The sequence below is a fragment of the Kribbella sp. NPDC056861 genome, assembly GCF_040687575.1.
GTDB lineage: Bacteria > Actinomycetota > Actinomycetes > Propionibacteriales > Kribbellaceae > Kribbella.
Window position 1 is genome coordinate 410,114 of the sequence record NZ_JBFBNQ010000002.1, and the last position, 12,033, is coordinate 422,146.

The following is a 12,033-nucleotide window of genomic DNA, read 5'->3' on the forward strand; positions in this document are numbered from 1 at the left end:
GCCCGGGCCCGTCATGGGTGATGACGGGATTCGCCGGCAGGAGGTAACACCGTGACCGAGACCGGTCCACAGGAAGCAGTAGCGCAGGCCTTCGAGCAGCAGCGCGACCGCCTGGTGAGCATGGCCCACCGGATGCTCGGCTCACGAGCGGACGCGGAGGACGCAGTACAGGAAGCCTGGCTCCGCCTCGCGCGCCAAGAGCCCGACTCGATCGACAACCTCGGCGGCTGGCTGACCACAGTCGTCGGCCGGGTCTGCATCAACGTACTCCGCACCCGCAAAGCCAAGCCCGAGACACCGTACGACGAATTGACGGTCACCCTGGACGACGGCCCCGAAGACGACGCCGTACTCGCCGACTCAGTCGGGCTCGCCCTGTTGGTGATCCTCGAAACCCTCACCCCATCGGCCCGCCTCGCCTTCGTCCTGCACGACCTGTTCGCGGTCCCCTACGAGGAGATCGGCCAGATCCTCGGCAAGTCCCCCGACGCCACCAAGATGCTCGCCAGCCGCGCCCGCCGCAAAATCCACGGCACCCCACTCCCCACCGAGGACCACACCCCCCAGCGCGCAGTCCTCGACGCGTTCCTAGCAGCCGCCCGCACCGGCGACTTCGAAGGCCTACTCCAAGTACTCGACCCCGACGTCACGTGGCGCGTCCACACCGCCCGCGGCACCACCATCCGCCTCGGCGCCACCGAAGTCGCCACCAAGGCCCAACACGGCAAGAACGCCAAACTCACCGCCCGCAACGCAGTCGTCAACGGCAACCCCGGCCTGGTCGCCTGGGACAAATCCAGCCGCATCCGCAGCGTGATGTCCTGCACGATCGTCAACGGCCGCATCACGGAGATGGTGTCTGTCACCGACCCAGCCCGGCTGGCACAGCTGGACCTGCCCGCACCGCCCGCCTGAGCCGGACTCGCACTCGACCACTCCTCGGTCACAAGTTGTTTATATAAAGATCCTGATCTAAGGTTCCTTATATGACTCCCCCGATCACCGCCGGAACCCTCCGCCCGACCAGCACCGACACGATCCCCGTCGGCTCCTTCGAGATCACCGTTCAGAACCGCGACCACACCCGACCGTTCCTGCTGCTGCACGGCGGCGGCGGGGTCCGCACGATGGCCGGTTTCGCGGACCTGCTCTCCGAGCGCACCCACTCTCGGGTGCTCCTGCCCACCCACCCCGGCTTCGGCGGTACGCCGAAAGCTGATGGGCTGAACACCGTCACCGACCTCGCCCAGGCCTACGTCGCTCTGCTCGACGAACTCGACCTCGCCGACGTGACCGTGATCGGTAACTCGTTCGGCGGCTGGCTCGCCGCCGAGATCGCGATCCTGGCCAGCCCGCGGGTCAGCGGCGCGGTGATCATCGACGGCATCGGGATCGAGGTCGAAGGCCACCCGGTGACCGACGTCAGCGGGTTGTCGGCGGCCGAGATCATGGCGTACTCCTTCCACGACCCGAGCAAGGCGCCCGTACCGCCGGCGACGAGTGGCAGCGCCGGTCCGAGCCCGGACGTGGCCGCGCTGATCGGTTACACCGGCCCGACCATGTCCGACCCGACCCTCGCCAAGCGACTCGGTGAGATCGACATCCCGGTGCACGTGCTCTGGGGCGAGAGCGACGGCATCGTCAGCCCGGAGTACGGCAAGGCGTACGCCGACGCGATCCCGCTCTCCACCTTCACCCTGATCCCCCGCACCGGCCACCTGCCCCAGGTCGAGACCCCCGAGGAAATCCTCGGCGAACTCCTCGACCTCGGCACCCGGTGATATTCCAACCAGGCAAGGAAGAACCCACTGTGAAGAGCACCCTCAACGTGACCCGAATCGGCCACGCCTGCCAGTTGATCGAGATCGACGGCCTGCGCGTCCTCACCGACCCGTGGTTCACCCAGACCGCGACGTACTACCAGGGCGAACCAGTCACCTCGACCGTCGCCGGCCTCGGCAAGATCGATGCCCTGGTCATCACCCACGAGCACTACGACCACTGCGACCTGGACGCTTTGGTTGCCGGCGGCTTCGACCTCGACGTACCGCTGATCGGCCCCGGCACCGTCGCGACCATTGCCCGAGGCAAGGGTTTCCGCAACGTCCACGCCATCGAGGCCTGGGAGTCCACCACCGTCGGCGACCTACTCGTCACCGCGACACCCGGCCAGCACGGCGTCCACGAGGTCACCTTCATCATCCAGGCCGGCGGCCGCACCGTCTTCTTCGGCGGCGACTCGCTCCGCATCCCGGAACTGGACACCATTCCCGACCGCTTCGGCCACATCGACCTGGCCATCCTCCCCACCAACGGTCTCTGCCTCCGCCCGATGAACCTCAAGCAGGTCGTCATGAACGCCGAAGAAGCAGCCGCCCTGACCGCAGTACTCAAACCGACCCTGGCCATCCCCCACCACTACGCCTTCCACAGCGGCCGGCTCGGCGACCAGATGATCACCAAGGCCGACCACGACCCCCGCCACTTCACCGACGCGGTCGGGCGGCTCGCGCCCGAGGTCGCCGTACGGGTGGTCCTGCCAGGCACCCTGGTCACCGTCCCGTGAGCACCCCACCCGCCGACGACCGCGAGTTCATGCCGACAGTCAGCGACGCTCTCCCACCCGGCGAACGCCCCATGATCGCCGTCATCCGCGCAATCCCAACCCACGAACCACAACTGGCCGCCGCGATCACCACCCTCGCCACCGCCGTACGCCGCGAACCCGGCTGCCGCGAGTTCCGCGCCTTCCAAGACGCAACCAACCCAGGCGTCTTCTACCTCTACGAGATCTACACCGACACAGCCGCCTTCCGCCTGCACCTGACCACCGACCACGTAGCCCACTTCTTCAACGAACTGGCCGCCCACAGCTCCACGGACGCCGGCGCCCTGACCCAACTCATCGAACTTCCCTGACCCGTACTACCTACGGAACCTCTTGCTCGACCGGAGGACGTCACGAAGGATGAGCCACACCCAGGCTCGTCAGCCGGCCGTCAAGCCACGGAATGAGTGCCTCCAGCAACCGATCGGGTGCATCCAACGGGATCAGGTGTCCGCAGTTCTCGAGTTGGATGCTGGTGAGGTCGTCGGCGAAAGTGGCGAGCTGCGACGCCAACACCTGACCAACCGGGTGCGCGCCGATCGCAAGCACTGGCAGCTTCAATCGCTGAGGGGTCAACGCGGCGAGCTCATCCGCAGTACGGGGCATGGCTCGGTAGTGCTCGAACGCCGCAGTCAACGCCGCGCCTCCTGTGTAGGCGGCGGCGAAGGCGTCCGTGAGTTCACGACCGATTCCGGCACCATCGGCGGTCCCGGCGCGCAGGAAGAAGTCGACGTACTCGCGCTCGTGTCCGACCAGCACGGTCTCCGCGAGCCCGGGCACCTGGTGGAAGCCGAACCACCACGGCAGACCGCCTGCAGCGAAAGCCTCCGCTCCTGCCACCCCGGGCAGGACTGCCTCCATGACAGCCAACCGTTCGGTCCGATCGGGGTAGCGCAAGGCGAAGCCCAGCGCCGCCTGGACACCTGCGTCGATTCCGACCAAAGCCGCCCGCTCGACGCCAAGCCCGTCGAGCAACTCAGCCACTCGCGCAGCCAACTCGACCGCGGATCCTCCCGCGACAAGCTCGGGCGCGATCACCCGGTGGTGTTCAGCCAATCGCGGTACGACGAGCTCCCACAAACGCTCTGTATGCGGGAAGCCATGCAGCAGCACGACCGCGGGCCCAGTACCGGTGTCGATCACCAGAGTCCTCCTCGGTTACCTTTGGTTACCTGGACGACTTTAGAAACCAGGAGGGCAGCATGGAAGACAGCACTTCCCCGACACCTGGTTACCCCGAGGTGACCCCGCAGCGCGGCGATCTGTTCAGCCCGCTGTGCCCGACCCGCCGGCTCCTCGACCGGGTCGGCAGCAAGTGGGTCGCGATGATCGTCAAGACGCTCGCCGAAGCCGGCGAACTCCGGTACGCCGACCTCAAGCGCCGTACGCCCGGCGTCTCGGCCAAGATGCTGACCCAGACCCTCCGCGGCCTCGAAGACGACGGTCTCGTACTCCGCCGCGTCGAGGCCAGCATCCCGCCGTCGGTCTACTACTCGCTCACTCCCCTGGGCCAGACCCTCGACGAGCCGCTCGCGGCGCTGCGCGACTGGGCCGAGACCCACATGCCCGAGATCGATCGCCTGCGCAGCAAGAGCTAAGACTCAATCTTGTGGTGGCGTCGCCGACTGCTGCTCGGCTCGCGCCAGACGTTCCTCGAGCACGCGGATGCGGTCGTAGAGATCGACCAGGGTCACCCCGTCGGCAACCACACCGGGTCGCTGCCAATGCCGCCGTACGAACTCCTCGCGAGTCTCCTCCGGCGACTGCTGGAATCCGGTCAGCGCCGCGGTACGCGGTACCGAGCTGAGCTCGTTGACCGCGCGAAGAGACCTCTTCTGCAACCTCAGCACGGCGATCGGACCGATTACGATCAGTACGAGGGCAACAATCGGGATCACGAACAGCCAGTTCTGATTCACACATTCTCCGTATCAGCGTTCTACCAACAGGTGGCCGGTCCCGAGACAACCCCACCGTCGACACCCTAAAGGTTGAACGAGGCCACTTCATGAGAACCCTGTACGTCGTAACGCACCCCGAAGCCACGCATCACCTCGACGGGGTCGTCGGAGGCCAGTTCGACTCGGACCTCACCGCACTCGGACAACGCCAGGCCTCGGCTATTGCTGACCGTCTCGCCGAGCTGATTCCGTCCGACGTCGACGTAGAACTCTTCACGTCCGACCTCAAACGAACCGCCCAAACCGCCGAGGCGATCGCGACCAAACTCGATCTCACGCCGATCCCCGTGAGCGACCTCCGCGAGAAGTCGTACGGCATCGCCGGCGGCAAACCCCAGCAATGGCTCAATGACCGCTTCATCTTCCCGCCCGCCATTGGCGAACGAATGCACCACGACGAAGGCATCGAAGGCGCAGAAACCAGAGCCGAACTCGCCCAGCGCGCCTATCGTGCCGTCGACCAGATCCTCGCCCGCGAGTGCCGGCACCAGATCATCGTCACCCACGGCACAGCACTGACCTTCGTTGTCGCCGCCTGGATCCGGATGCCCATCGAATCCGCCGACTACGTCTCGTTCCGCTCAGCCAGCGGAGGCATCACACTTCTCCGCGAAGACGACCGCTACCACTACCGAACCGTCGAGTCTCTGAGCAACACCTCACATCTCGGTGAGAACAGATGAGCCGCGCGAGCCGCGGGTGATCGCGCCATGTGAAACGCTTGGCGGATGGCCGACACCTCCTCCCCCAAGCTCGACGAACTGATCGCCCGCGGCCGTCGCCGCGAGGTGTCGATGCCTGAGGTGTTGTGGGGCGTGATCGGGGCCGATCTGGTTGTGCCGATGTCGGGTGAAGGTATCGCCGCGATGCCGGTGGTCACGGAGGTCGACGGAGTACCGCACATGTCGGTGTTCACCACGCTGGAGCGGGCTGCGATGGTCGGCAGTCGCGCTGACCGGTCGATCACGTTGTCAGGTCGCCGGGTTATCGAGGGCCTGCAGCCGGGTGTCGGGCTCACCGTCGTCGCGGCCGAGGACGGTGGGTTGCACATTGATCCTGAGACCATCGCTCGCCTCAAGGGCAGTCTCCGGCGGGACGGGCAGCGCGACGCCACCGCCACCGCCGACGGCGAGCTCGACGCTGGGGCGCGCCCCCGAGGAGACCAAGCGGGCGGTCCGGCGCCGGCGGGTGCGGGTGCGGGTGCGGGACGCGCCGAGAAGGCCGAGCCAGCTCATGCTCATGCTCCTGCATCCCCCGCTCCGGCGCCTGTCATCCACCCGGCGCCGGCGGGCAACCTGGTCGCCTCCACGCCGATCGGCAACGCGACGGTCGAAGCATCCGCCTCCGCAGAGGAATTCGCCCGCCTGACCTCCGTGGTACACCAGATCGAGCAGCTCGCACCGGCGTCGCTGCGCGAGGGCTACTCGCTCTGGTTCGGCTGGGTCCCGATCATCGTGCACCAGACCGGCCCGGCGGCATTCGATCTGATCACGCCCGACCTGCTCGCGCTCGACGGCAGCTGGACCCGCGACCTCAGCCTCCCGCTGCGGGTCCTCGCCGAGCAGTCGACGCTCCTAGCCGAGATCGGCTTGCCAACGGGCGCCAGTACGCCGAGCTTCCGCGATCGGGTGATCATCGAAGCCGGCGCCGAGTCGGCAGAATCCGTCTACCTGCACCGGATCCCAGTCGAGCGCGACGACGACTCCGGCTGGTACCTGGGCATCTCCGAACAGGACCACGTACGCGGCGAACTGCGCGCCTGCCGAGTCGCCGACCTGCTTCGCCTGCGCCGTACCGCGATGCAGTTGCTCGCCTTGCCCGACGGCACGATGGCCTTCCTGCACGGCGACAAACTGCTGAGCGTCATCGACGCCAACGACCAACAGCTCTGGCCGCCGGCGAACGCAGTACCGGAGTCAGTCGAAGAGGCGTAGCAAACGCGGGCGAGTGTCTCGAGGCCACAGCAGATCCCGGAAGCGGTCGATCGGCCCGAAGCGCCACCGGTCGGCGATTTGCTGGACCTCACGGTCCTCGATCAGGCTGGCGAGCAGTCCGGGGAAGTCTGCCCAGACGACCTTGAACGGGCGATCCCACATCTGCTCGATCTCCGTGGCGACCGGGGCGGTGAGCTGCAACGCGTTGTGCATCTTCGCGAGTTCGCCGTACGCGATCATCAACGCAGCCTCGCGTGCCTGCCAGGTATCGGCCTTCACCACCTCCGAGAGGATCGGAGTCAGCGTTGGCCCGCACGCGAGGCGGGAGAACGCGGTACCGAACCACTTCGGGTACGGCGCGTACTGCCGCTCCATCAGGAAGCACAGTTGCATCAGATCGGTGACGAGTCGCGAGCCGATCAGTGCCGAGCCGAGTTCGTCGCCGACAGCTCCGGCCCTGCCGACGAGATTCATCTCCGGATGGACCCGCCACCAGCCGGCGACCAACAAGTAGAGCCAGACGTCGCGCGGATAGTACGCGAACCGGTCGCGGACAGCCTGGAGACCGAGATCGTCGTGGTGAACCGCTCCCGCCGTGATCATCCGCAGGTTCTGCTCGGTGAACGTCAACCAGTCCCGTACTGCGATCTCGCCCGCGATGTCGAAGTCCAGTTGCTTCTGGAAGTAGCCGCGGATCGTGTGGACGCTGAGGTCGGTCGGGAAGTCGCGGTACGTCGACGGGAGCTCGCGTCGCAGTACCTCGCTGACCCGCTCGTTGTCCTCGGCAAGGAAGAGCAGCACCCGCGGCTTCCAGTCGTGGTCGGTCGACATCTCGTCGTCGAACCCCAGTACTTCGGACCCACGCCCGAGTAGCGCCGCGCTGTGCGGCAGCCCGGGGAAGGCGGCATCGAGGGCCGGCCGGACCGCCTCGGCGTAGTACAGGCGACTCAGCTCCTGCCCAGAAATGAATGCGCTCATCGCCCGACCTCCTTTGGAAGAGCGGACAGAGTGCCAGGCTCTTTGGCGGTTCTCAAGCCTGGTTTCCGTCAGCCAGGGGCGAGCAGGCAGAACTCGTTGCCTTCCGGATCGGCCATAACTGTCCACGGCACATCGTCCTCGCCCAGGTCGATAGCGGTGGCCCCGAGAGCCCGCAGCCTGGCCGCCTCCGCCTCTGGGTCGTCACCTGGGTATGGGCGGACATCGAGATGCACTCGGTTCCACACCGTCTTCACGTCGGGCGTGCGGAGGAACTGCAGATACGGGCCGACGTCCTTGGCGGAGCGCAGTACTGCGTTGTCGTCGGTCACCTTCTGCAGAGTCCAGTCCATGGCTTCGCCCCAGAAGCGAGCCATAGCCCGCGGATCCGCGCAGTCAAACACGACCGTGGCGATCGGCCCGGTCTCTTCGTAGAGCGAGTCCAGCACACAAAACTCGTTGCCCTCCGGATCCGCCATCACTGTCCACGAGACGTCACCCTGACCTATATCGACGGCTGTTGCACCGAGATCCTTAAGTCGCGCTATCAGCTCCGCCTGATGGGCCGCAGACCTGGCAGCGAGATCAACGTGCACACGGTTCTTTACCGTCTTGGGCTCGGTGGACGCCACGAGATCGATGCAAACAGCAACGGGATCTGGATAAACGAAGCCCTCGGGCTCAAGGTTGGTCACCCCAGGCCCCTCGCTGGACATCCCCCAACCAAGCGCCTCCGCCCAAAACCTACCCAGCGCAGAGTCGTCCCGAGCCTTCATATTGATCTGAACAAGCCGCGTCGCCATGCCGCCGATGCTAACGGTTGCTCGATCGCGAGCATGCGTGCCAGAGAAGATCTACTGACACGAACTGCCCGGTGCTCACTCCGGGCCCCAAGAAGATAGACGAGATCTTCTCGACCAGGGCGGCAACGAGACAAAATAGAAGCCGCAGCCTCTCAGACCCAAAAGATTAGGCCGTTGCCTTAGGAATGACCTAAGACCGACTGAAAACACCGATTTTCCGATGCACGCATGGAGTCCGAACGTCAACGGCCGGAGCTAACTGACCATGTGTCTTGGAAATTCGTAATCTTAGAACATGATGTAACACCCTGGCCGAAATTGCGATAGAGCCCACAAGGGGAACCGAGCGCTCCAAAAGAGCGCGTGCATGAGGGGGAGCCATGGGACGATTTATGGATGAGTTCAAGAACGCTCTACGCGACCAGGCAGTCGGAGCATTCAAGTACGGAGCATCTACCTCCTACCGCCACAACAAGGCGGCCATGGAGGCCGCGAAGGCAGACCGCCTGGCCAGAGAGCAGCACCTCAACGCCCATCAGCGCAACCAGGTCGAACAGTGGCAGATGAGGTTCCGAGACGGCCGCTCCAACGACATGAAGGTGGTCTTTAAGCCCGACCAGAGCTATACCGATGTCTATTTTGGAGGCGTCGGCGCTCCCGACGGCAGCGGCCACGGCCATATCAGAATCTGGGTAGACGGGACCGAACAGATCGTGCGCGAGCCGTTCCGCCCGGGCCAACCGAACGCCAAGAGGGATGCCACGCTGCTGGATGACAACACCCCTGACAAACGACTTTGAACACGGCACCCAGCCGGCCAAACTTTGAGCTTGTTTATTTCCGAAGATTTGGAACCCATACGCCTCGAACATGTGCTCTTACGTTCCAGGGGTGATCGAGGCCGCTGTATTGCCTTCGAAAGCGGCCGTCGAATCGAAAATCTTGCCACTGCCGGCAAGCACGCCATCGCGGAGAAAGTCCGCCGACATGAACTGCGGCAGTGTCGACGGAGAGAAAAAGCCCTAAACGTGGTGTCACTCACCGGCTGCGATGGCCCGTTAAACCGACCATAAATCGCGAAGGAGCCGCCTAGCGGCGGAAAATAATGTGCGGCACTCATAGACGGCAACAGCTCAACCCGGCGTGAACGCATCATCACGACATGTTCGTTTCGTTACGCTCCACGGCCGCGCCTAGCGCAGGCATCGCGGCAGCTGGACCGTTGAACAGTGCGGACCAAGTCGACCATAGGATCAGTAAGGCGTGCTATCGAGGACTGGCACACGGCCGGCGAACCGGGCATCGAGAGCTTCGCGTGACCGCGCCGCCAAAGAAATAGTGAATACTGATCCCGAGTTTTTAGCTGACACAGCCAACTATCTAATGCCCAAAGGTCCATGGGCAACGTATAGCGATGGACAGCCTAATGCGTCAGAACCGGTAGTCACTCAACAAGACGCTCAGGTCATGAACAGTTGCCCTCCCGGAGGGGAGGGCAACTGACCTGCGGTGGGGCTTCGGGGATTCGAAACCCTGACCCCTTTCATGCCATGGACGAGAGTCACCACAGCCCTCTATGCGGCACAGCACTCGATGCCCTTCCTGTAAGGCGATCCAGCCCTTCGGATTGCAGCGCGTTGCATCCGATTTCGAGCCGTTTTGAGCGCGGCCGCCTCCCATATCGCTCTCATTGGCGCCCCATGCAGTCACTGCGAGGGTTCGGCGCGTCAATGGGCGGTTTTCAGTCGCCGCTTATCTGCATGCCCTGTCGACGTGGCTATAGGACTGGCGTCCCCGCTCCAGCCGACATGGGCAGTCGATCGCCTTACTAGAAAGCAGTGTCCCGGCTAGGGTCGCCTCGAACGATGACGGCAACCAAACTAGGAGGGGAGAGAGATGACCAACTGGAGCCCAATATTCGCTGGGCTGATCGCAGCAGTAGCAGCACTTATCGGATTCGCAGTTAATCAACAACTGGCTCGCAGTGAACGCAAGGCAAAAGTATATGCCGAGGCATTGAAAGCCGTTCGAGAAATTGAAGAGCTGCCATACCGGATACTGCGTAGAGGTGCGTCAGATTGCGCCACGAGAGAGTCGCTGGGAAAATTCATCAGTGATGCATTCGTAACAATTTCGTTCTATAGGTCCTGGTTACAGATTGATTCCAACGAAGTTGGTCTTGCGTACTTGAGCCTCTCGAAGCGGTCAATAACTTATGGCGAGTCGCACCGGATGGAGGCGTGGGCATCGCCACTGATCGAGGAGGACGCGGACGCAGAACTACCCGAGAAATACCGACATTCCAGTGACGCAGAGTGGGATGTTTGCATGCTCGCGATGAGACGTGAGTTGAGCATATGGACTCCATTTACGCGCAACTCCACGAGGCGCGCTATCCGCCGAATGCAAACTCAAAGGAATCAAGTCAAAGAATAATGAATGAGGCGCAAGCCAGGACCGACAGTTACATATCAGCCGCGCAGACAATTCTTCCGCATCGTCCCGATAGCTGCCGACCTCAGGTTCGGTGCGGTGCGGGTCCAGGTGCGAGCTTGCTCGATCGCGGAACGACGCCGGAGGCGCCCTTGACGCGGGTGGGCCGGGCCGTCACTCCCATGAATGCTAGCGGGACGATGCGCCAGCCAAGAATCAGATGCCAGGCCACCTGAACGGCGGCGGGTAGTCGGCCGATTGGGGAGTAGCTACATTCACAGGGTGTCGATCGATGATGGCGAGGGCTGCTGTCTTCGACCCGGCACCCTGTTGGCACGTGCGCGCCAAGCCAAGGGCCGCGCCCAGAGCGGAGCGCTGGCGTAAGTGGCGGGCAGTCGGCCCGTCCTTCGAGTGGCGGCGCGCTTTCGGGCCCTGAAGGGGCCTGTCCTGAAGACGTAGAGAAACTTGTCAGATCAACCCGGACACTGGTGGGCAACGCTCGTCCGTCAGGGAGCGTGCTGGTCGCGGACACAGAGTCGGGCGCTCGTCTCAGTCGCGACCTGGCTGGTCGGGATCGATCGGCTCGATCATTTGGCGGAGAGCCTCAGCGAGCTCGGTCTTCTCGTCACGCCGGCGTGCCCTCGATGCCCACTCCTTGGCCTCTTCGGTATGTCCCCAGTGGCCGTGCTTACGTGACATGTCGCGGGGGCCAACGTGCTCTGTCTTGCCTCGCCCTAGGGCCATCTCGCCAGGGTAGCTCTGGAGCTGGTCCTTCGCCTGGCGTTTGCCGTTGCTCCTCTGGCGAGTGGATCTCCCAGATTTCTGCCGACTGGCACCGCCAACCAAAACAGGCCAGAGGGCGAAAGCCTCTGGCCTGCTGATAGTTCTTGTGGAGCTTAGGGGATTCGAACCCCTGACCTCTTCCATGCCATGGAAGCGCGCTACCAACTGCGCCAAAGCCCCGCGGTGTCTTGCGGACTCCGAAATATTAGCGGATGGAGGGGTGGAAAGAAAAATCGGGTGGGGTGGGGAGGGGGGTGAGGAAGAGCACGGTGGGGGTGGGTGGGTTGTGGCGGGTCGTGAGGTCTGTTGGTGATAGGTCGGCTGAGGTTCCCAACGCGCCAAGGCTGCAAGCAGATGCGAGGCCGTGGGCGCACGCCAGAGGCGGCCCGCCTCCCCCGGCAGGATGCAAGGCGTACCCGGGCACCCACGCGACGCAGGAGCGCACACAGCGCGACGTAGGAGCGTGTACTCGAGGAAGGGTGGGCGGGAGCACCCAGAGCTGGGAGCGACGGAGGAGCGAGCGGGCGGCGGGTGCG

13 protein-coding genes and 1 tRNA gene are annotated in these 12,033 nt (G+C 64.3%); 8 read left to right on the forward strand and 6 right to left on the reverse strand.

Annotated features, from left to right (window positions below; all coding sequences use genetic code 11):
• Positions 1-51: 51 nt before the first annotated feature.
• The 4 genes from AB0P21_RS08930 to AB0P21_RS08945 all read left to right on the forward strand — a co-directional run bounded on the left by AB0P21_RS08930 (position 52) and on the right by AB0P21_RS08945 (position 2,919).
• Entirely contained in the window at positions 52-915 is an 864-nt protein-coding gene (locus tag AB0P21_RS08930) for a sigma-70 family RNA polymerase sigma factor (RefSeq protein WP_363695025.1), read from the forward strand.
• Positions 916-986: 71 nt separating this feature from the next.
• Entirely contained in the window at positions 987-1,781 is a 795-nt protein-coding gene (locus AB0P21_RS08935; RefSeq protein WP_363695026.1) for an alpha/beta hydrolase, read from the forward strand.
• Between the two features lie 29 nt (positions 1,782-1,810).
• On the forward strand, positions 1,811-2,566 hold the full coding sequence (locus AB0P21_RS08940) for an MBL fold metallo-hydrolase (RefSeq protein ID WP_363695028.1): 756 nt from the start codon (positions 1,811-1,813) through the stop codon (positions 2,564-2,566).
• The gene (locus AB0P21_RS08945) at positions 2,563-2,919 is read left to right on the forward strand and encodes a putative quinol monooxygenase (RefSeq protein WP_363695030.1); all 357 of its coding nucleotides are present in this window, start codon (positions 2,563-2,565) and stop codon (positions 2,917-2,919) included. The genes AB0P21_RS08940 and AB0P21_RS08945 overlap by 4 nt, the downstream gene beginning before the upstream one ends.
• A gap of 40 nt (positions 2,920-2,959) precedes the next feature.
• On the opposite strand, the gene AB0P21_RS08950 is transcribed toward AB0P21_RS08945, so the two are convergent.
• A complete protein-coding gene (locus AB0P21_RS08950; protein ID WP_363695032.1) occupies positions 2,960-3,751 on the reverse strand; it encodes an alpha/beta hydrolase in 792 nt (263 codons plus the stop codon).
• Between the two features lie 59 nt (positions 3,752-3,810).
• Between AB0P21_RS08950 and AB0P21_RS08955 the strand changes: the two genes are divergently transcribed.
• Positions 3,811-4,206: a helix-turn-helix domain-containing protein gene (locus tag AB0P21_RS08955; RefSeq protein WP_363695034.1), complete on the forward strand. Its 396-nt coding sequence runs from the start codon at positions 3,811-3,813 to the stop codon at positions 4,204-4,206.
• 3 nt (positions 4,207-4,209) lie between these two features.
• On the opposite strand, the gene AB0P21_RS08960 is transcribed toward AB0P21_RS08955, so the two are convergent.
• Positions 4,210-4,527 (reverse strand): hypothetical protein, encoded by a 318-nt coding sequence (locus AB0P21_RS08960; RefSeq protein WP_363695036.1) that lies wholly within the window; start codon positions 4,525-4,527, stop codon positions 4,210-4,212.
• A gap of 89 nt (positions 4,528-4,616) precedes the next feature.
• Here AB0P21_RS08960 and AB0P21_RS08965 point away from each other — a divergent pair, with 89 nt between their 5' ends.
• Positions 4,617-5,252 (forward strand): histidine phosphatase family protein, encoded by a 636-nt coding sequence (locus tag AB0P21_RS08965; protein WP_363695037.1) that lies wholly within the window; start codon positions 4,617-4,619, stop codon positions 5,250-5,252.
• Between the two features lie 45 nt (positions 5,253-5,297).
• Positions 5,298-6,503: a hypothetical protein gene (locus AB0P21_RS08970; RefSeq protein WP_363695039.1), complete on the forward strand. Its 1,206-nt coding sequence runs from the start codon at positions 5,298-5,300 to the stop codon at positions 6,501-6,503.
• Here the strand turns inward: AB0P21_RS08970 and AB0P21_RS08975 are convergent.
• Both AB0P21_RS08975 and AB0P21_RS08980 read right to left on the reverse strand, forming a co-directional pair.
• Entirely contained in the window at positions 6,486-7,481 is a 996-nt protein-coding gene (locus tag AB0P21_RS08975) for a DUF4037 domain-containing protein (RefSeq protein WP_363695041.1), read from the reverse strand. The genes AB0P21_RS08970 and AB0P21_RS08975 overlap by 18 nt on opposite strands.
• A 68-nt stretch (positions 7,482-7,549) precedes the next feature.
• Positions 7,550-8,281 (reverse strand): VOC family protein, encoded by a 732-nt coding sequence (locus AB0P21_RS08980; RefSeq protein WP_363695042.1) that lies wholly within the window; start codon positions 8,279-8,281, stop codon positions 7,550-7,552.
• A gap of 392 nt (positions 8,282-8,673) precedes the next feature.
• Here AB0P21_RS08980 and AB0P21_RS08985 point away from each other — a divergent pair, with 392 nt between their 5' ends.
• Positions 8,674-9,081 carry a hypothetical protein gene (locus tag AB0P21_RS08985; RefSeq protein WP_363695044.1) on the forward strand — a complete coding sequence of 136 codons (408 nt, stop codon included), beginning with the start codon at positions 8,674-8,676 and terminating at the stop codon, positions 9,079-9,081.
• A gap of 2,182 nt (positions 9,082-11,263) precedes the next feature.
• Here the strand turns inward: AB0P21_RS08985 and AB0P21_RS08990 are convergent.
• The gene (locus tag AB0P21_RS08990) at positions 11,264-11,458 is read right to left on the reverse strand and encodes a hypothetical protein (protein WP_363695045.1); all 195 of its coding nucleotides are present in this window, start codon (positions 11,456-11,458) and stop codon (positions 11,264-11,266) included.
• Between the two features lie 146 nt (positions 11,459-11,604).
• A tRNA-Ala gene (locus AB0P21_RS08995) sits at positions 11,605-11,677 on the reverse strand.
• Between the last annotated feature and the right edge of the window lie 356 nt (positions 11,678-12,033).

Excerpts from the sequence above, each read along its gene's own strand:
- AB0P21_RS08935 (WP_363695026.1), top strand. The coding sequence starts at position 987 with ATGACTCCCCCGATCACCGCCGGAACCCTCCGCCCGACCAGCACCGAC.
- AB0P21_RS08955 (WP_363695034.1), top strand. The coding sequence starts at position 3,811 with ATGGAAGACAGCACTTCCCCGACACCTGGTTACCCCGAGGTGACCCCG.
- AB0P21_RS08965 (WP_363695037.1), top strand. The coding sequence starts at position 4,617 with ATGAGAACCCTGTACGTCGTAACGCACCCCGAAGCCACGCATCACCTC.
- AB0P21_RS08970 (WP_363695039.1), top strand. The coding sequence starts at position 5,298 with ATGGCCGACACCTCCTCCCCCAAGCTCGACGAACTGATCGCCCGCGGC.
- AB0P21_RS08975 (WP_363695041.1), bottom strand. The coding sequence starts at position 7,481 with ATGAGCGCATTCATTTCTGGGCAGGAGCTGAGTCGCCTGTACTACGCC.
- AB0P21_RS08980 (WP_363695042.1), bottom strand. The coding sequence starts at position 8,281 with ATGGCGACGCGGCTTGTTCAGATCAATATGAAGGCTCGGGACGACTCT.
- AB0P21_RS08985 (WP_363695044.1), top strand. The coding sequence starts at position 8,674 with ATGGATGAGTTCAAGAACGCTCTACGCGACCAGGCAGTCGGAGCATTC.
- AB0P21_RS08990 (WP_363695045.1), bottom strand. The coding sequence starts at position 11,458 with ATGGCCCTAGGGCGAGGCAAGACAGAGCACGTTGGCCCCCGCGACATG.